Source organism: Streptomyces afghaniensis (assembly GCF_044327915.1).
Lineage (GTDB): Bacteria > Actinomycetota > Actinomycetes > Streptomycetales > Streptomycetaceae > Streptomyces > Streptomyces afghaniensis.
The window spans coordinates 219,872-237,715 of the sequence record NZ_JBIRGJ010000007.1 but is presented as its reverse complement, the minus strand read 5'-3'; the positions used below and the strand labels follow the sequence as shown (position 1 = coordinate 237,715).

Here is a 17,844-nt window from a genome sequence, read left to right as displayed (position 1 = left end):
CGTACGCGCAGTGTTGCAAGACCGACACAAAGTGCGGACCGGGCTACGTCACTGTCAGTGCCCCTGCGTAGTGTTCTGATCAACCGCGACTGCGCGGCAACAGGGGACGTCCGAGAGGGGAATCAGCGCGTGACCGTCAACATGACCAAGGGTCAGGCCATCAGTCTGCAGAAGAACGACGGTGGCAGCCTGACTGCGGTGCGCATGGGTCTCGGCTGGCAGGCGGCTCCCCGGCGCGGCCTGTTCGGCTCGCGTACGCGAGAGATCGACCTCGACGCCTCGGCCGTCCTGTTCGCCGACAAGCAGCCGGTCGACGTCGTCTTCTTCCGCCACCTGGTGAGCGACGACGGCTCGGTGCGCCACACCGGTGACAACCTGGTCGGCGGTGTCGGCCAGGGCGGCGACGACGAGGCGATCCTCGTCGACCTCTCGCGCGTCCCGGTCCACATCGACCAGATCGTCTTCACCGTGAACTCCTTCACGGGCCAGACGTTCCAGGAGGTGCAGAACGCGTTCTGCCGCCTGGTCGACGAGACCAACGGCCAGGAGCTCGCCCGCTACACACTGGCCGGCGGCGGCCAGTACACGGCCCAGATCATGGCCAAGGTGCACCGCTCGGGCCCGGGCTGGACGATGACGGCCATCGGCAACCCGGCCAACGGCCGCACCTTCCAGGACCTGATGCCCGCGATCCTGCCCGTCCTCTGAGGCCCCGGGGGCGACCGGCCCGGGCGGGCCGGCGTGCGGCACACGACACCACACAACGACACAGGGGGAGAAGGCGATGACGGCCGAGCTGGTGCGGGGGCAGAACCACCCGCTCTCCCAGGTCCGCCTCGAGATCCGGGTCTCGGCCGGCACGCCGATCGTGGCCGCGGCCGCGCTCAGCGACGAGAACGGCCGGATCCACGGCGTGGAGTGGGTCGCCCACCCGGGCGCGCCCACCCAGCCGGGGCTCGAGGTCTCCCGGCAGGCCGCCGCCGATCATCGCCTCGCCGTGGACCTGGACGCCGTGCCGGAGGCCGTCCACCGTGTCGGTGTGCTGCTCGCCCTGCCCGCCGCCGGGGCGGGCCCGGCCCGTTTCGGCGCCGTGGCCGCCCCGTTCGTCGCCGTCACCGGTCTCGACGGCGCCGAGATCGCCAGCTACACCATCACCGGTCTGGAAGCCGAGTCCGCGGTCGTCGCCCTGGAGCTCTACCGCCGGCAGGGCGCGTGGAAGGTGCGCGCCGTCGGCCAGGGCTACGCGGGCGGCCTCGCCGAACTCCTCGCCGACCAGGGCCTGCCCGAGGCCCGCCGGCTCGCCGGCAGTATCGACGACGCGGTGGCCCAGGGGCTGGCCCGCTCGGTGCAGGCGCCCCCGCCGCGCACGGCGGACGGCGACCGCTCCCGGCAGACGGCGGCCCCGGCCCTCGGCCCGGACCAGGGCGGCGCCGCGCCTCAGCCGGGCCAGGCACCACCGATGTCGCCGTACGGCCCTCAGACGCCCGACGGGGCGGGGCAGCCCGCGCCGCAGACGCCGTCGTATCCCGGGGCGGCACCGGACCCCAACGCCGTCACTCAGCCGTCCACTCCCACCGCGGGCGGCCCGGTCGACTACAGCCACCCGCGCCGCCAGAACGCCGCTCCGCCCCCGCCGCCGCCCACCGCACCCCCGGCCGCACCCGGTCAGCCCGCCCGGCCCGTCGCGGGCGACGCGACCGGCTGGTCCATGGACGAGCGGCTCTACAACCAGGTGTGGGGCATGTTCGAGGACCTGGCCCGCAGCACCGCCGCCTATCGCAGCGCCGTCGACTTCGCCGAGTCCCGCATGGACAAGGAGCTGGAGCAGGTCCTCTCCGACCCGCGCAGCCGGATCGGCGGACAGGGCGACGCCGCCCGCGAGGCGGCCCGCGCCCGGCACGACCAGCTCGTCGCCCAGGCCGGCGAGGCCCTCGACCGGGACCTCATCCAGCTCACGGCCGAGGCCGAGGTCGTCGAACCGGCCCTCCCACCGGCGTACGCCCGCTGGGACAGCCCTGTCTGGCACGCCTACCGGGTACCGATGGAGATCCCCATGGCCCTGCGCCTGGGCGACCTCCATCTCCCCGAGGCGGACCGGATCCGCATCCCGATGCTGGTCCGGCTGCCGCTGGAGCGCGGCCTGTGGATCGACAGCGGCCGGACCGGATCGTCCGACGGTTCGTTCGCGGACTCGCACGCCCTGGCGCGCCTCGCCCTGGAGTCGGCGGTCGCGCACGCGGCCCGGCTGCTCGCCGTCTATCCGGCGGGGGAGTTCACCGTCCACGTCATCGACCCGGCCGGCTCGGGCGCGCAGCCGCTCGCGCCCCTCGTGCAGACCGGTGTGCTCGCGGCCCCGCCCGCGCTCGGCGCCGCAGGAGTGGCGGACGTGCTGAGCCGGCTCACCCAGCGGGTCGACCTGGTGCAGATGGCGGTACGGGGAGGGGCCGCCGACTCCCTCCCGCCGGGCTTCGACACCTCCCAGCAGCTACTCATCGTCAACGACTTCCCGCACGGCTTCGACGACCGCGCCGTGAACCAGCTGCGCTACCTCGCCGACGAGGGCCCCGCCTTCGGCGTCCATCTGATGATGGTGGCCGACCGCGAGGAGTCGTCCGGGTACGGGCCTTTGCTCGACCCGCTGTGGCGTTCGCTGCTGCGACTGACGCCGGTGCCCGACGATCACCTCGCCGACCCGTGGGTCGGTCATGCCTGGACGTACGAGCCCTCGCTCGTGCCGCCGGGCAGCCAGGTCCTCCAGCAGGTGCTCACCCAGGTCGCGGCCGCCCGCACCAAGTATGTGTAAAGCCGCCTGATAGCCCTCTGAGCAGGGGTTTTGGCCTTTCTTTTGCCAAACGCTTTACCTGTTCTTGGTGATTGGGGTACTGTTGACGGCACGGAGGGGAGTACTCCCTGTCTGCTGCGGCGTACCCGTCAATACGGATCAGGCCAGATCCCGGGGCGTCGGCCCATCCTTGGGTGGAAGAGACCTCCGGCAGCGACGACGCTGACATTTGCCGTTACGACTGCCGGAGGCGCAGTGGATGTTTCCGTGACCCTATGGGTCCTGACGATCGTGGGGCTCGCCGCCCTCATCGCGGTCGATTTCTTCATCGGCCGCAAGCCGCACGACGTATCGATCAAGGAAGCCGGGATCTGGACGGTCGTCTGGATCGTCCTGGCCGCGCTCTTCGGGCTCGGCCTGCTGATGTTCGGCGGTGGTCAGCCCGCCGGCGAGTTCTTCGCGGGCTTCATCACCGAGAAGTCGCTGAGCGTCGACAACCTCTTCGTCTTCGTCCTGATCATGGCGAAGTTCGCGGTTCCCTCGCAGTACCAGCAGCGGGTGCTGCTGATCGGTGTCCTCATAGCCCTGGTTCTGCGGGCGATCTTCATCGCCGCCGGTGCCGCGATCCTCGCCAGCTTCTCGTGGGTGTTCTACCTCTTCGGCGCCTTCCTCATCTGGACCGCCTGGAAGCTCATCCAGGAGGCCCGCGCGGACGAGGAGGACGAGGAGTGGGAGGAGAACAAGCTCCTCAAGGCCGCTGAGCGCCGCTTCGGCGTGGCCGACCGCTACCACGGCACCAAGCTGTGGATCCAGCAGAACGGCAAGCGGGTCATGACCCCGATGCTGGTCGTGATGCTCGCGATCGGCATGACGGACGTGCTGTTCGCGCTCGACTCAATCCCCGCGATCTTCGGCCTGACGCAGGACCCGTACATCGTCTTCACCGCCAACGCGTTCGCTCTGATGGGTCTGCGTCAGCTGTACTTCCTCATCGGCGGTCTGCTGAGGAGGCTGGTCCACCTCAGTTACGGCCTGTCGATCATCCTCGGCTTCATTGGCGTGAAGCTGGTGCTGCACGCGCTGCACGAGTCCGGGGTGCACGTGCCCGAGATCAGCATTCCGGTCTCGCTCGGCGTGATCTGCGCCGTCCTGATCGTCACCACGATCACCAGCCTGCGGGCTTCGAAGAAGCAGGCAGCGGCCGAGGCGGCACAGGAGCAAAGCGGAGGCGCTCCGAAGGACAGCATCGACGTCTGACCACGGGGGACGTAGAAGGAACCATCACCGGGACCGGTGGCCGGCGAATTGCCGACCACCGGTCCCGGTGCTTGTTTGTTCTTGAGCGCGTCCCCCGGCCCGGGGGCGCCGTGGCCGGCCGGAGGTGCCATGAAGTTCGTACAGATCATCGACTTCGAGACCGAGCGCTTGGACGAGATGGACCGCGTGCTCGAGGATGCGGGGAGGCGCCTCGCCGGCCGGTCGAGCGTCCCCAGGCATCGCTTCCTTCTGAGGGACCGCGACAATCCGCGCCGCTATCTGGCGCTGATCGAGTTCGCGTCCTACGAGGAGGCCATGCGCAACAGCGAGGACCCCGAGACCAGCAGGTTGGCGGAGCAACTGGGCGCGCTCTGCATCGGCGAGCGGGTGTACACCAACTGCGACCTGGTGGACGAGCGCGAGCTCGCCTGACCCCGCGGCACGCGTGACAGAGCCCCGCACGACCGGAGTGCGGGGCCCTTGCCCGTCTGCGACGATCACTCCATGATCGCTCGGCGCAGGCCGCTCACGGCACGGTGGACGACCCTGGTGCCCTTGCTCGCGGCCGTGCTGCTGATCTTCACCTGGGGGCGCGATCTGCCGGCCGCGGTCGTCGCGCTGGCGACCCTGGTCCTCGCGGGAGCCGTCCTGGCCGCCGTGCACCACGCCGAGGTGGTGGCCCACCGGGTCGGCGAACCGTTCGGCTCGCTCGTCCTCGCCGTGGCCGTCACGATCATCGAGGTCGCCCTCATCGTCACCCTGATGGCCGACGGCGGGGACAAGAGCTCGACACTGGCCCGCGACACGGTCTTCGCAGCCGTGATGATCACCTGCAACGGCATCGTCGGCCTCTGCCTCCTGGTCGCCTCCCTGCGGCACGGAACGGCCGTCTTCAACCCCGAGGGCACCGGCGCCGCACTCGCGACCGTCGCCACCCTGGCCACGCTCAGCCTCGTGCTGCCGACGTTCACCACGAGCAAGCCGGGCCCGGAATTCTCCACCGTGCAGCTGACCTTCGCCGCGCTCTCCTCGCTGATCCTGTACGGGCTGTTCGTCGCCACGCAGACCGTGCGGCACCGGGACTACTTCCTGCCGATCACCCGGCAGGGCGAGGTGATCACCGCGGAGGAGCACGCGGCGGCGCCGACCGCCCGTACCGCCCTGATCAGCCTGGGGCTGCTCGGCCTCGCCCTGGTCGGCGTGGTCGGTCTGGCCAAAGGGGTGTCGCCCACCATCGAGTCCGGGGTGGAGGCCGCCGGGCTGCACCACGCCGTCGTCGGTGTGATCATCGCGCTGCTGGTGCTGCTCCCGGAGACCATCGCCGCGCTGCGCTCCGCGCGTCGTGACCGGGTGCAGACCAGCCTGAACCTCGCCCTCGGGTCGGCCATGGCCAGCATCGGCCTGACCATCCCGGCGGTCGCGCTCGCCTCCGTCTGGCTCTCCGGCCCGCTGGTGCTCGGCCTCGGCGCCACGCACATGGTGCTGCTCGCCCTGACCGTGGTGGTGGCCTCGCTGACCGTGGTACCGGGCCGGGCCACACCGCTCCAGGGCGGGGTCCATCTGGTGCTGTTCGCGGCTTATCTGGAGCTGGCGATCAACCCGTAGACGCTCGCCGGGGACGCGCGCAAAAAGCCGGGGACGCGCGCAAGAGACGCGCAAACGCTCACGCAAGCGTTTACGCGCCTCACCACCAAGTCACCCAGAAGCCGGCTCCGCAGCCGCCCCCACCGGCACTGGACGCGTCTCCGGCAACAGCGCGAAGCATCCCAGGCTCAGCAGCGCGATCGCCGTCAGATACGCGGCCACGCCCCAGGGCACCCGCCCGCCCTGCTCGGCCAGCGCCGTTGCCACGATCGGTGTGAGCGCGCCCCCGATGACCCCGCCGAGGTTGTAGCCGACCGCGGCGCCCGTGCAGCGCACCCGCGGCTCGTACAGCTCCGGCAGATACGCGGCGATCACGGCGAACATCGTGATGAACGAGAGCATCGCCCCGAGGAAGCCGAGGAACATCGGCAGCGGCGCGCCGGTGGCGAGGAGCGCGACCATCGGGAACATCCACAGGGCGGCGGCCGCGCATCCGGCCAGGCACAGGGGCCGCCGGCCGTACCGGTCCCCGAGCAGCGCCACCAGCGGCGTGAGCGCGCCCTTCACGACCACCGCGCCCATGATGCAGGTCAGCATGACGCTGCGGCTCACCCCGAGCCGTTCCGTCCCGTAGGCGAGCGACCAGGTCGTCACGGCGTAGAAGATCGCATAGCCGATCGCGAGCGCCCCGCCGGTCAGCAGCAGGAGCCGCCAGTGGTCGCGCAGGACCTCGACGAGCGGCACGCGCGCGTGGTCGTCGATCTCGAGGAAACTGGGGCTCTCGGCGAGCGAGGAGCGCAGCCACAGCCCCACGACGGCCAGCACCCCCGCCGCCCAGAACGGCACCCGCCACCCCCATGAGGCGAACTGCGCCTCGGACAGCGTCGCCGAGAGCCCCAGCACCACACCGTTGGCGAGGAGGAACCCCAGCGCGGGCCCGACCTGCGGGAAGCTCGACCACAGCCCGCGCCGCCCGGCCGGCGCGTGCTCCACCGTCAGCAGCACCGCCCCGCCCCACTCCCCGCCGAGCCCCAGCCCCTGCAGGAAACGCAGCACCAGGAGCAGCAGCGGAGCGACGACGCCGATCGTCCCGTACGTCGGCACACAGCCGACCGCGACCGTGGAGGCGCCGGTCAGCAGCAGGGAGGCGACGAGGACCGGCCGCCGCCCGTGCCGGTCCCCGATGTGCCCGAACAGCACCGACCCCAGCGGCCGCGCGATGAAGCCCACGCCGAAGGTGGCGAAGGCGGCCAGCGTCTCGGCCACCGGCGAGAAGGTCGGGAAGAACAGCGGCCCGAAGATCAGGGCCGCCGCGGTGCCGTAGACGAAGAAGTCGTAGAACTCGATGGCTGTGCCCGCGAGCGAGGCGGCCGCCAGGCGCGGCATGGAAGGTGCCTTTACGGTGCGTACGTCGTGCATGCCGCGTCAACTACCCACCGTGACGGCGGGTTACGGGGGCGCGCGGGGGCCTCGGGGGCCCTCAGTACGTGACCGTGATGCGCCGGGCCGGTCCGTCCACGCGTACGGTGCCGCCGTACGGGATCACCAGCTGCGGATCGGTGTGCCCGAAGTCCACGTCGAAGACGATCGTGGTGTCGGGCGCGTAGGTTCGCATGGCGCGCAGCACGGCCTCCCGCTGGTCGGACGCGTGACGAGCGGCCTCCTCGGGGCTGTTGGGCCGCTCGAAGGACCAGGTCTTCGGGCGGCCCATGAGGAGGGCCGAGAAGCGCTGGAGCAGCCCGCGTTCGCCCATGTTGCGAAGGGTGCAGAAGACCTCCGTGGCGCTCGGCATGTCCTCCGAGGTCTCCAGGAGCAGCACGCCGCCGTCGTACTCGGACAGGTCGTGCGCGATCTCGCGGTCGGCCATCAGCAGCCAGCCGACGATCTCCAGGCAGCCGCCCCAACTGCGGCCCTCGACCACCCGGTCGGCGTTGACCCAGGTCCAGCCGGTCCCGGGCCGGGTCTCCGGCTCCGCGTCGAAGGTCGCCGGATCCGCCCAGTCCCGGTCGATGTCACGCCACCGCTCGGCGGGCCGCAACTCGAAGGGGCCGGAGGTGAACAGGGCGGCGCGCAGGGACGCGGCGGTCTGCGGATGCATGGCCACCGGGCGGCCCAGCTCGCACATCACACTCGCCCCGTGAAAGGCGACGATGCCGCTGTTGTGGAGGTAGGCGAGCAGGTTCGTGTTGTCGCTCATCCCGAAGAACGGCTTCGGGTTGGCCCGGATCAACTCCCGGTCCAGCAGCGGCAGCACGGTGATCTGGTCGTCCCCGCCGATCGACGCGATGACCGCCTTGATGTCCGGGTCGGCGAAGGCCGCGTGGATGTCGTCGGCCCGCTCCTGGGCCGATGAGTCCATCTTGCGGGTCGCCGGATACTCGACCGGCTCCAGTCCGTACTCCTTGCGCAGCCGCTCCAGGCCCAGCTCGTAGGGGAGCGGTAAGAGCCCGGGCAGGCCGGAGGAGGGCGAGAGCACGGCGATGCGGTCACCGGGAGACGGCTTGGGAGGGTAGGAGAGTCTCGTCATGCCGGCAGGCTACGGACCGGCGGGCTGCCGGCGCACCGTGATAAACCGGGTCCGAGCAGCGGTCCGCCACGGGCCGCGGCGACCTCGAACGGACCGGAGGAACCGTGCCCCGCACCCTGGCCAACGCCCCGATCATGATCCTCAACGGCCCCAACCTGAACCTCCTCGGCCAGCGTCAGCCCGAGATCTACGGTTCCGACACCCTCGCCGACGTCGAGGCCCTGTGCGCCAAGGCGGCGGCCGCGCACGGCGGCACGGTCGACTTCCGCCAGTCCAACCACGAGGGCGAGCTGGTGGACTGGATCCACGAGGCGCGGCTGAACCACTGCGGCATCGTGATCAACCCGGGCGCCTACTCGCACACCTCCGTCGCCATCCTGGACGCCCTCAACACCTGTGACGGCATGCCGGTGTTGGAGGTCCACATCTCCAACATCCACAAGCGGGAGTCGTTCCGGCACCACTCCTACGTCTCGCTGCGCGCCGACGGGGTCATCGCGGGGTGCGGGGTACAGGGGTACGTCTTCGGCGTGGAGCGGGTCGCGGCGCTGGCCGGGGCGGGGCGCGCCGACACCTGAGGTCTTCGGCGACCGTCCCGCCGCCAGGGATCACAACCGTCCCGCCTCCACGATCCTCCGCAGAAAGCGCTGCGTGCGCTCCTGCCGCGGTTCCCCGAAGACCTGCTCGGCGGTGCCGCGTTCCAGCACCACGCCGCCCTCCAGGAAGCACACCTGGTCGGCGACCTCCCGTGCGAAGGCCATCTCGTGCGTCGCCAGCACCATGGTCATGCCCTCGTCCTTCAGGTCGCGGACCACGGTGAGGACCTCGCCCACCAGCTCGGGATCGAGAGCGGCAGTGATCTCGTCGAGCAGCAGCAGCCGGGGGCGTACGGCCAGGGCGCGCACGATCGCCACCCGCTGTTGCTGTCCGCCGCTCAGCCGGTCCGGGTACTCGCCCGCCTTCCCGCCGAGCCCGAGCCGTTCCAGCAGCTCACGCGCGCGTGCCTCGGCCTCGGCGCGGGGCACGCCGTGCACGCGGCGCGGAGCGAGTGTGATGTTCTCCAGCACCGTCAGGTGCGGGAAGAGGTTGTACGCCTGGAAGACCACGCCGATCCGGCGGCGCACGGCGTCCTGGTCGGCGCGCGGGTCGGTGATCTCCTCGCCGTCCAGCCAGATCGCCCCGTCGTCGATCTCCTCCAGCAGGTTCGCGCACCGCAGCAGCGTCGACTTGCCGGAGCCGGAGGCGCCGATCAGCGCGGTGACCGTGTGCGGGGCGACCTCCAGGTCGACGTCCCGCAGGACGACCGAGCCGCCGAAGGACTTGCGGACGGCCTCCATGCGCAGCACGGGCGCGTCGGGCGCGTCGCTCATGTGATTCCTCCCTGGGCCCGCCGGCGGTCCATCCGCGCCGTCACCCAGTCCGTGAAGCGGGTCATGGGGATGGTCAGCGCGACGAAGACCAGACCCGCGACGATGTACGGCGTGTAGTTGAGGCTGCGGCCCACGATGATGTCGGCGGCCCGTACGGCGTCCACGGCACCGCCGATCGAGACCAGCCCGGTGTCCTTCTGGAGCGACACCAGGTCGTTCAGCAGCGGCGGCACCTGACGGCGCACCGCCTGGGGCAGCACCACGTACCGCAGTGCCTGCCGGTTGCTGAGCCCGAGTGAGCGGGCCGCGGCGCGCTGCGAGGGGTGCACGGACTCGATGCCGGCCCGGAACACCTCGGCGACGTACGCCGAGTACGTCAGGGTGAGCGCGGTGCCGCCGAGGAGCACGGGGTCGACGGTCACCCCCTGGAGCCGCAGTGCCGGGACGCCGAGGACCACGATCATCAGGTTGATGATCAGCGGCAGCCCCCGGAAGAAGTCCGTGTAGGCGGCGGCCAGGACGCGCAGCGGGAAGAACACCGGGCCGCGCAGCGTACGGGCGACGGCGATCAGCATGCCGAGGACGAGCACCGCGGCCCCGCAGACCAGCAGCAGCCGGACGTTCAGCCACAGCCCTTCGAGGACTTTCGGGAACGCCTCGCGCGCGTACCCCCAGTCGAAGAAGGTCTCCTTGGTGCGCGGCCAGCCGGGGGCGTTGACGACGACCAGGTAGAGGACGGCTCCGGTGACGAGGGTGGAGATCGCGCCGATCGCGGTGGCGCGCCGGGCGCGGGCGCGCTTGTAGCGCTCACGGTCCAGGCGACGCTGCGACGGCACGTAGCCGTCCCGCGCGTCGTGTGCGCCGGAGCCGACCGCCGGCTCGTCCTTGTTCACCGTCACTTGAGCACCGGAGCGTCGACGGCGTCCGACAGCCACTGCTGCTCGATCCTCGCCAGCGTGCCGTCCTCGCGCAGCGCGTCCACGGCCCGCGAGACGCAGGAGGTGAGTGCGCTGCCCTTGTCGAGCACGAGTCCGAACTGCTCCGGCGTACCGCCCTGGTTCTCGAACTGGCCGACGATCGTCGCGTCCGTGACCTCGGCCCCGGTGATGTAGAAGGCGGTCGGCAGGTCCACGACGATGGCGTCGACCTGGCCGTTCTTCAGCGCGGACTTGGCCTGGTCGTTCTTGCCGAACACGGCGGCCGCCCGGGTGGGCCGCACCACGTCGTCGATGTAGTCGAGGCTGGTCGTGCCGACCTGCGCGCCCAGCTTCGCGTCCTTCAGGTCCGCGACGCTCTTCGCCTTCGCCGCCCTGGAGCCCTTCAGGGCGACGACGGCCTGGCGCACGTCGTAGTAGCCGGACGAGAAGTCCACGGCCTTCTTGCGCTCGTCGCTGACGGACACCTGGTTGATGTCGAAGTCGAACGTCTTCTCACCGGGCGCGAAGGCCTTGTTGAACGGGACGGTCTGCCAGACCACCTTGTCCTTGCCGTAACCGAGTTGCCGCGCTACGGCGTACGCGACCGCCGACTCGAAGCCCTTGCCGCTCGCGGGGTCGTCGTCCTTGAACCACGGCTCGTAGGCGGGTTCGTCGGTGGCGATCGTCAGCTTGCCCGAGGCCCGGGTGTCCAACTTGCCTTTCTCGCACGTGTTTCCGGCCGAGGACGTGCCGGACGCGGGCTCCTCCGGCTGGGGTGCACAGCCGACGGCGGTGGCGAGCAGGGCGACGGTGACGGCGGCGGCAGCGCGGCGCGGGGCACGCGAGGCAGGATGCATGGCGCGAGATTGGCAGCCGCCGGTCCTGTTTGTCGAGGTCACGACGGCATCTGCTCGCATCGTGGGAGCGGGTGTTGCGTTCGTGTGAACACTCCGTGGCGCGCGCCGGGTTCGGCGGTCGCCGGGGCCGCCGGTCGAGGGCGGGGATCGACAGACCGGCGGCCCATCCGCCCAGGAGCCGTCATCCTGCGCGGGGCTGCTACCAGTTGACTGCGCAACTACGTACAGGGGGAGCGTACGTACGACACCGGCGTGTGCGAATGATTCACACGGGGCGCGTGCGCGGCAGCACTCACCACCCGCGCGCGTGCCACTCCGGCAACTGCGGGCGTTCCGCGCCCAGCGTCGTGTCGTTGCCGTGCCCCGGGTAGACCCACGTCTCGTCCGGGAGGACGTCGAAGATCTTGGTCTCCACATCGCGGATGAGGCTGGCGAACGCCTTGGGGTCCTTGTGGGTGTTGCCCACACCGCCGGGGAAGAGGCAGTCCCCGGTGAACACATGGGGATGTCCGTGGGGATCGTCGTAGACGAGGGCGATCGAACCGGGCGTGTGCCCGACCAGGTGGCGCGCGGTGAGTTCCACGCGCCCCACCCGGATGGTGTCGCCGTCGTCGACCAGCACGTCGGTCCGCACCGGGATGCCGTCGGCGTCGTCCCGGCCCGCGTAGGTGCGGGCTCCGGTGGCCGCGACGACCTCGGCGAGCGCCTGCCAGTGGTCGCCGTGCTGGTGGGTGGTGACGACGGACGCGATGCCGTCGTCACCGATCATGCCGAGCAGCGTCTGCGCCTCGTTCGCGGCGTCGATCAGCAACTGCTCGTCCGTGGCCCGGCAGCGCAGCAGATAGGCGTTGTTGTTCATCGGACCGACCGCGATCTTGGTGATCATCAGGTCCTTGAGCTCGTGCACGTCGGCAGGTCCGCCGACCGTCACCTGTCCGCTGTACGTCATGTGCGCCAGCCTATAGCGGGGGAGCGGGCCGGGTCCTACAGCGGGGGCAGTGCCGGAAGGGCTCCGCCGTCCACCGTCAGCGCGGCTCCCGAACGGCGGCCGGCGAGCCAGCCCAGCAGGTCCGCCGGGGGGCCGGTGACGGTCACCCCGGGCCCGTCGTCGGCCTCCCGTCCCGTGCTCCACGCGTGCGTGCCGTCCGTGAGGCGCGTGGGCGGCACGTCGTGATGCCCGGAGAACCGGTCGGCGAGGAAGGCGATCTCCCGCTGCGTGAAGTCCGCCGGCAGGTCTTCCAGCTCGTACCCGATCCCCAGGTCCACGTGGTGCAGCTCCACCTCCACCCACCGCCGGAACGGCACCCGGGACGCCGAGTCCGTGACCCCGTTCCGCAGCTCCACCGTGCGCGACCAGTCCGCCGGAGCGGCCCCGGCCTCCTGGAAGCGGGCCGCGCTCTCGCGCAGGTCGGCGAGGTGGACGTCGAGCGGGCGCGGGGCGTCCCGCTCGATGTCGGCGTCCCGGGCCTCGCCGGAGACGTACATGGGACGGCCCTCCAGGACGTTCACGAGAGCGTCCGCGTTGCGGGCGAGGTGGGCCAGCACATGGCCCCGGGTCCAGCCGGGAAGCCGTGACGGCTGCGTCACAGAGGCGTTGTCCAGTTTGCCGACTGCGATGAGCAGCCGTTCCGTAGCGGCTTGTACAGACGCCAGGTCATGACCGTGATCAATCATGGTGCTGACCCTAGCTCCGCCACCCCTTCGGGTGAAGGTGGTGAAGGAGTGCCGGTAATCGAATGCGCGTGCTATATGGTCGGACGTGACGTCGGGCATGCTGGAAAGCCGGGGTTTGTTGGCAACCCGTGAATCCGACCGGCGTTGTCAGTGGCTCCCCCTAGTCTGAGAAAGCACGGGGGCCCCGCCCCTGTCACTTCTCTCAAGAAAGGTGCGGACCGGCGTGGCCGACCGTCTCATCGTTCGTGGAGCGCGCGAGCACAATCTCAAGAACGTCTCGCTCGACCTCCCGCGCGACTCGCTCATCGTCTTCACGGGCCTGTCGGGGTCGGGCAAGTCCTCGCTGGCCTTCGACACCATCTTCGCGGAGGGCCAGCGGCGCTACGTGGAGTCGCTGTCCTCGTACGCCCGGCAGTTCCTCGGCCAGATGGACAAGCCGGACGTCGACTTCATCGAGGGCCTGTCCCCGGCCGTCTCCATCGACCAGAAGTCGACCTCGCGCAACCCGCGCTCCACGGTCGGCACCATCACCGAGGTCTACGACTACCTGCGTCTGCTCTTCGCGCGCATCGGCAAGCCGCACTGCCCCGAGTGCGGCCGCCCGATCACGCGCCAGTCGCCGCAGGCCATCGTCGACAAGGTCCTGGAGCTGCCCGAGGGCAGCCGCTTCCAGGTGCTGTCGCCGCTGGTACGCGAGCGCAAGGGCGAGTTCGTCGACCTCTTCGCCGACCTCCAGACCAAGGGCTACTCCCGCGCGCGGGTGGACGGCGAGACCATCCAGCTGTCGAACCCGCCCACGCTGAAGAAGCAGGAGAAGCACACCATCGAGGTGGTCGTCGACCGCCTCACGGTGAAGGACAGCGCCAAGCGCCGTCTGACCGACTCCGTCGAGACCGCCCTCGGTCTGTCCGGCGGCATGGTCGTGCTCGACTTCGTCGACCTCCCGGAGGACGACCCCGAGCGCGAGCGGATGTACTCGGAGCACCTGTACTGCGCGTACGACGACCTGTCCTTCGAGGAGCTGGAGCCCCGCTCCTTCTCGTTCAACTCGCCCTTCGGCGCCTGCCCGGACTGCTCCGGCATCGGCACGCGCATGGAGGTCGACGCGGAGCTCATCGTCCCGGACCCGGACAAGAGCCTCGACGAGGGCGCCATCCACCCCTGGTCGCACGGCCACACCAAGGACTACTTCGGCCGCCTGATCGGTGCACTCGCCGACGCCCTGGGCTTCCGTACGGACATCCCGTTCGCGGGCCTCCCGCAGCGTGCCAAGAAGGCCCTGCTCCACGGCCACAAGACCCAGGTCGAGGTCCGCTACCGCAACCGCTACGGGCGCGAGCGCCGGTACACCACGGCCTTCGAGGGCGCCGTCCCGTTCGTCAAGCGCCGGCACAGCGAGGCCGAGAGCGACGCCAGCCGGGAGCGCTTCGAGGGCTACATGCGCGAGGTGCCCTGCCCGACCTGTGAGGGCACGCGCCTGAAGCCGATCGTCCTCGCGGTCACGATCATGGACAAGTCCATCGCGGAGGTCTCCGCGATGTCGATCAGCGACTGCGCGGACTTCCTGAGGGAGCTGAAGCTCAGCGCCCGCGACAAGAAGATCGCCGAGCGCGTCCTGAAGGAGGTCAACGAGCGGCTGCGGTTCCTCGTCGACGTCGGCCTGGACTACCTCTCCCTGAACCGCGCGGCCGGCACGCTGTCCGGCGGCGAGGCCCAGCGCATCCGCCTGGCCACCCAGATCGGCTCCGGCCTCGTCGGCGTGCTGTACGTCCTCGACGAGCCGTCCATCGGCCTGCACCAGCGCGACAACCACCGGCTGATCGAGACCCTGGTCCGGCTGCGCGACATGGGCAACACGCTCATCGTCGTCGAGCACGACGAGGACACCATCAAGACCGCCGACTGGGTCGTCGACATCGGCCCCGGCGCCGGTGAGCACGGCGGCAAGGTCGTGCACAGCGGCTCCCTGAAGGAGCTCCTCGCCAACGAGGAGTCGCAGACCGGTCAGTACCTGTCCGGCAAGAAGGCCATCCCGCTGCCGGAGATCCGGCGCCCGCTGGACCCGTCCCGGCAGCTCACGGTGCACGGCGCCCGGGAGAACAACCTCCAGGACATCGACGTCTCGTTCCCGCTGGGCGTGTTCACCGCCGTCACCGGCGTGTCCGGATCGGGCAAGTCGACCCTGGTCAACGACATCCTGTACACGCACCTGGCCCGCGAGCTGAACGGCGCGAGGAACGTGCCCGGGCGGCACACGCGCGTGGACGGCGACGACCTCGTCGACAAGGTCGTACACGTCGACCAGTCGCCCATCGGCCGCACCCCGCGCTCCAACCCGGCCACCTACACCGGCGTCTTCGACCACATCCGCAAGCTGTTCGCCGAGACCACCGAGGCGAAGGTCCGCGGCTACCTGCCCGGCCGCTTCTCCTTCAACGTCAAGGGCGGCCGCTGCGAGAACTGCGCGGGCGACGGCACGATCAAGATCGAGATGAACTTCCTCCCGGACGTCTACGTCCCGTGCGAGGTCTGCCACGGCGCCCGGTACAACCGGGAGACCCTGGAGGTCCACTACAAGGGCAAGTCCATCGCCGACGTCCTGAACATGCCGATCGAGGAGGCCACGGAGTTCTTCGAGGCGGTCCCCGCGATCTCCCGCCACATGAAGACCCTCAAGGACGTCGGCCTCGGCTACGTCCGGCTCGGCCAGTCCGCGACCACCCTGTCCGGCGGTGAGGCCCAGCGCGTCAAGCTCGCCAGCGAGCTCCAGCGCCGCTCCACCGGCCGCACGGTCTACGTCCTGGACGAGCCGACCACCGGTCTGCACTTCGAGGACATCAGCAAGCTGCTGACGGTGCTGTCCGGACTGGTCGACAAGGGCAACACGGTCATCGTCATCGAGCACAACCTCGACGTGATCAAGACCGCCGACTGGATCGTGGACATGGGTCCCGAAGGCGGCGCCGGCGGCGGCCTGGTCGTCGCCGAGGGCACGCCCGAGGAGGTCGCCGCGGTCCCGGCCAGCCACACCGGCAAGTTCCTGCGCGAGGTCCTCGGCGCCGACCGGATCACCGACGCGTCCTCGGTGAAGGCCCCGCGCAAGACGGCGGCGAAGAAGACGGTCCCGGCACAGACCAGGGCTACCAGGACGGTCAACAGCACCGCGGTGAAGAAGACAGCCGCAAAGTCCACGAAGGCCGCCGCGAAGAAGACGACGCGGACGACCAAGGGCTGACCGGCCAAGGGCTGAAGGCTGCCGCCGACGCGCCGTGCCCCACAGGAACTCCCTGTGGGGCACGGCGCGTCGTTGTGCGGTCAGGCGTTCTCAGGCTCCACGAACTGCATGTCGAGCTGGATCTTCACCACGTCACCGAGCAGACCGGGAGCGAAGTCGAGTCCGAACTCGCTGCGCCGGATCTCACCCGTCGCCTCGAACCCGGCATGCCGGCTGCCGTCCATGGGCACGTCGACCAGCCCGCCGAACTCCACGGCGAGCATCACCGGGCGGGTCACCTCGCCGATCGTCAGCTCGCCCTCCATCGTCCAGTCCTCACCCTCACCCGACACACGCGTCGAGCGGTATGTCATCGTCGGGCGCTTCTCGACGTCGAGCAGGTCGGACGCGCGGACATGCGCGTCCCGGTCGGCGTTGCCGGTGTCGATCGAGGCCAGATCGACGGTCGCGGAGACCCGCACGTCCTCGACGCGCTCCCCGACGAACAGCTCGGCCTCCAGCCGCTCGAAACGCCCCCGCACCTTGGCGATGCCCAGGTGACGGACGGTGAAGCCCACGGAGGAGTGGAACGGGTCCAGGGCCCAGTGCCCCGGGGCCAGCGGCAGAGCGGTGGCGGAAGCGGCGGTAGCGGTGTCATTCGTCATGTCCTCCACCCTGAGGGGCGCGCGGCCCGGGAGGGAGACCGGCCGGAGCCTGGTAGTGGCAGGGACACCCTCTCCGCGCGCGGGCGGGGTACGTTCGGCGGGTGAGCGACAACGAGTTGGGCACGTTCCTGCGCACCTGGCGTGAAGCCGTCAGCCCCGCCGAGGTGGGCCTGCCCACCGGTCAGCGCCGTCGCACCCCCGGCCTGCGGCGCTCCGAACTGGCCACGCTCGCCGGTATCAGCGTCGAGTACCTCACCCGGCTGGAACAGGGGCGGGACCGCCACCCCTCCGCCCAGGTGCTCGGTGCCCTCGCCGACGTCCTGAACCTGTCTCTCGCCGACCGGATGCTGCTGCGCCGCCTGACCAAGGAGGCGGACGGCGGCGACCCGCTGCTCTGTGCGGCGGCCCCGCAGCTCGGCCGCACGGCCCGCCCCACCGTCCGGTCCGTACTGGACCGCCTCGAACCGACCCCGGCGCTGGTGGTCAACTGGATCGGCGACGTCCTGGCCCACACCGCGGGATACGAGCGGCTGGCCGGCCCCCTCGGCCTGCTGGACGACGATCCGCCCAACCTGCTCCGCTACCTCTTCACCGACGAACGGGCCCGCAGCGCCTACCGCGACTGGGACCGGGTGGCCGACGACCTGGTCGCCCAGCTCCGGCACGAGGTCCCGCTGCGGGACCCTTACGTCGCCGAGCTGGCCGACGAGCTGACGGTGACGGCCGGGGCGGACTTCGCCGACCGGTTCGCCGACCTGGCCGCGGCGCCGCGGCGGACGGGCTCCCAGCACATCGAGCACCCCGAGGCCGGTTCGCTGCGCCTGCTGCACGAGACGTTCGCGCTGCCCGACGAGGGCCAGCGCGTGATCGTCCACCTGCCCGCGGACGACGCCACGGCCGCCGCCCTGGACCGCCTCAACGGCCGTCGCCCCGGCGCGCTGCGGGCCGTTGGGACGGCCGGCTGAGCGACGCGCCCGGGACGCGTTCTGCGTAGGCC

16 protein-coding genes are annotated in these 17,844 nt (G+C 70.7%); 8 read left to right on the top strand and 8 right to left on the bottom strand.

Features of this window, described 5'->3' with window-relative positions; translation table 11 throughout:
* Window positions 1–129 precede the first annotated feature (129 nt).
* The 5 genes from ACH4G3_RS26875 to ACH4G3_RS26855 all read left to right on the top strand — a co-directional run bounded on the left by ACH4G3_RS26875 (window position 130) and on the right by ACH4G3_RS26855 (window position 5,644).
* Entirely contained in the window at window positions 130–708 is a 579-nt protein-coding gene (locus ACH4G3_RS26875; RefSeq protein WP_020277616.1) for a TerD family protein, read from the top strand.
* A 76-nt stretch (window positions 709–784) separates the two neighbouring features.
* Entirely contained in the window at window positions 785–2,803 is a 2,019-nt protein-coding gene (locus ACH4G3_RS26870) for a TerD family protein (RefSeq protein WP_397626915.1), read from the top strand.
* Window positions 2,804–3,037: 234 nt separating this feature from the next.
* Entirely contained in the window at window positions 3,038–4,039 is a 1,002-nt protein-coding gene (locus ACH4G3_RS26865) for a TerC/Alx family metal homeostasis membrane protein (RefSeq protein WP_397626914.1), read from the top strand.
* A gap of 129 nt (window positions 4,040–4,168) precedes the next feature.
* Window positions 4,169–4,471 carry a hypothetical protein gene (locus ACH4G3_RS26860; protein WP_397626913.1) on the top strand — a complete coding sequence of 101 codons (303 nt, stop codon included), beginning with the start codon at window positions 4,169–4,171 and terminating at the stop codon, window positions 4,469–4,471.
* A 72-nt stretch (window positions 4,472–4,543) separates the two neighbouring features.
* Complete coding sequence (locus ACH4G3_RS26855) at window positions 4,544–5,644, top strand: calcium:cation antiporter (protein ID WP_397626912.1); 1,101 nt, start codon at window positions 4,544–4,546, stop codon at window positions 5,642–5,644.
* A gap of 90 nt (window positions 5,645–5,734) precedes the next feature.
* On the opposite strand, the gene ACH4G3_RS26850 is transcribed toward ACH4G3_RS26855, so the two are convergent.
* Together ACH4G3_RS26850 and ACH4G3_RS26845 are read right to left on the bottom strand one after the other, a co-directional pair.
* Window positions 5,735–7,009, bottom strand: a complete 1,275-nt coding sequence (locus ACH4G3_RS26850; protein WP_397626911.1) for an MFS transporter — start codon at window positions 7,007–7,009, stop codon at window positions 5,735–5,737.
* Between the two features lie 94 nt (window positions 7,010–7,103).
* The gene (locus ACH4G3_RS26845) at window positions 7,104–8,150 is read right to left on the bottom strand and encodes a S66 family peptidase (RefSeq protein ID WP_397626910.1); all 1,047 of its coding nucleotides are present in this window, start codon (window positions 8,148–8,150) and stop codon (window positions 7,104–7,106) included.
* Between the two features lie 104 nt (window positions 8,151–8,254).
* Between ACH4G3_RS26845 and aroQ the strand changes: the two genes are divergently transcribed.
* A complete protein-coding gene (gene aroQ / locus ACH4G3_RS26840) occupies window positions 8,255–8,728 on the top strand; it encodes a type II 3-dehydroquinate dehydratase (protein WP_243381052.1) in 474 nt (157 codons plus the stop codon).
* Window positions 8,729–8,758: 30 nt separating this feature from the next.
* Here aroQ and ACH4G3_RS26835 read toward each other — a convergent pair whose 3' ends face one another.
* The 5 genes from ACH4G3_RS26835 to ACH4G3_RS26815 all read right to left on the bottom strand — a co-directional run bounded on the left by ACH4G3_RS26835 (window position 8,759) and on the right by ACH4G3_RS26815 (window position 12,968).
* Window positions 8,759–9,520: an amino acid ABC transporter ATP-binding protein gene (locus ACH4G3_RS26835; RefSeq protein WP_397626909.1), complete on the bottom strand. Its 762-nt coding sequence runs from the start codon at window positions 9,518–9,520 to the stop codon at window positions 8,759–8,761.
* The gene (locus ACH4G3_RS26830) at window positions 9,517–10,419 is read right to left on the bottom strand and encodes an amino acid ABC transporter permease (protein WP_397626908.1); all 903 of its coding nucleotides are present in this window, start codon (window positions 10,417–10,419) and stop codon (window positions 9,517–9,519) included. Before ACH4G3_RS26830 ends, ACH4G3_RS26835 begins: the two co-directional genes overlap by 4 nt.
* Window positions 10,416–11,294, bottom strand: coding sequence for an ABC transporter substrate-binding protein (locus tag ACH4G3_RS26825; protein ID WP_397626907.1), 879 nt, complete (start codon window positions 11,292–11,294; stop codon window positions 10,416–10,418). Before ACH4G3_RS26825 ends, ACH4G3_RS26830 begins: the two co-directional genes overlap by 4 nt.
* A gap of 292 nt (window positions 11,295–11,586) precedes the next feature.
* Entirely contained in the window at window positions 11,587–12,243 is a 657-nt protein-coding gene (locus tag ACH4G3_RS26820) for an MBL fold metallo-hydrolase (RefSeq protein ID WP_397626906.1), read from the bottom strand.
* Between the two features lie 35 nt (window positions 12,244–12,278).
* Window positions 12,279–12,968, bottom strand: coding sequence for a maleylpyruvate isomerase family mycothiol-dependent enzyme (locus tag ACH4G3_RS26815; protein ID WP_397626905.1), 690 nt, complete (start codon window positions 12,966–12,968; stop codon window positions 12,279–12,281).
* 223 nt (window positions 12,969–13,191) lie between these two features.
* Between ACH4G3_RS26815 and uvrA the strand changes: the two genes are divergently transcribed.
* Window positions 13,192–16,203 (top strand): excinuclease ABC subunit UvrA, encoded by a 3,012-nt coding sequence (gene uvrA, locus ACH4G3_RS26810; protein WP_397626904.1) that lies wholly within the window; start codon window positions 13,192–13,194, stop codon window positions 16,201–16,203.
* An 80-nt stretch (window positions 16,204–16,283) separates the two neighbouring features.
* Here the strand turns inward: uvrA and ACH4G3_RS26805 are convergent, their stop codons facing one another.
* Window positions 16,284–16,847: a YceI family protein gene (locus ACH4G3_RS26805; RefSeq protein ID WP_397626903.1), complete on the bottom strand. Its 564-nt coding sequence runs from the start codon at window positions 16,845–16,847 to the stop codon at window positions 16,284–16,286.
* Window positions 16,848–16,948: 101 nt separating this feature from the next.
* Between ACH4G3_RS26805 and ACH4G3_RS26800 the strand changes: the two genes are divergently transcribed.
* Window positions 16,949–17,812, top strand: a complete 864-nt coding sequence (locus ACH4G3_RS26800; protein ID WP_397626902.1) for a helix-turn-helix domain-containing protein — start codon at window positions 16,949–16,951, stop codon at window positions 17,810–17,812.
* The last annotated feature ends 32 nt before the right edge of the window (window positions 17,813–17,844 follow it).

Excerpts from the sequence above, each read along its gene's own strand:
- ACH4G3_RS26870 (WP_397626915.1), top strand. The coding sequence starts at position 785 with ATGACGGCCGAGCTGGTGCGGGGGCAGAACCACCCGCTCTCCCAGGTC.
- ACH4G3_RS26860 (WP_397626913.1), top strand. The coding sequence starts at position 4,169 with ATGAAGTTCGTACAGATCATCGACTTCGAGACCGAGCGCTTGGACGAG.
- ACH4G3_RS26855 (WP_397626912.1), top strand. The coding sequence starts at position 4,544 with ATGATCGCTCGGCGCAGGCCGCTCACGGCACGGTGGACGACCCTGGTG.
- ACH4G3_RS26850 (WP_397626911.1), bottom strand. The coding sequence starts at position 7,009 with ATGCCGCGCCTGGCGGCCGCCTCGCTCGCGGGCACAGCCATCGAGTTC.
- ACH4G3_RS26845 (WP_397626910.1), bottom strand. The coding sequence starts at position 8,150 with ATGACGAGACTCTCCTACCCTCCCAAGCCGTCTCCCGGTGACCGCATC.
- ACH4G3_RS26835 (WP_397626909.1), bottom strand. The coding sequence starts at position 9,520 with ATGAGCGACGCGCCCGACGCGCCCGTGCTGCGCATGGAGGCCGTCCGC.
- ACH4G3_RS26825 (WP_397626907.1), bottom strand. The coding sequence starts at position 11,294 with ATGCATCCTGCCTCGCGTGCCCCGCGCCGCGCTGCCGCCGCCGTCACC.
- ACH4G3_RS26820 (WP_397626906.1), bottom strand. The coding sequence starts at position 12,243 with ATGACGTACAGCGGACAGGTGACGGTCGGCGGACCTGCCGACGTGCAC.
- ACH4G3_RS26815 (WP_397626905.1), bottom strand. The coding sequence starts at position 12,968 with ATGATTGATCACGGTCATGACCTGGCGTCTGTACAAGCCGCTACGGAA.
- ACH4G3_RS26805 (WP_397626903.1), bottom strand. The coding sequence starts at position 16,847 with ATGACGAATGACACCGCTACCGCCGCTTCCGCCACCGCTCTGCCGCTG.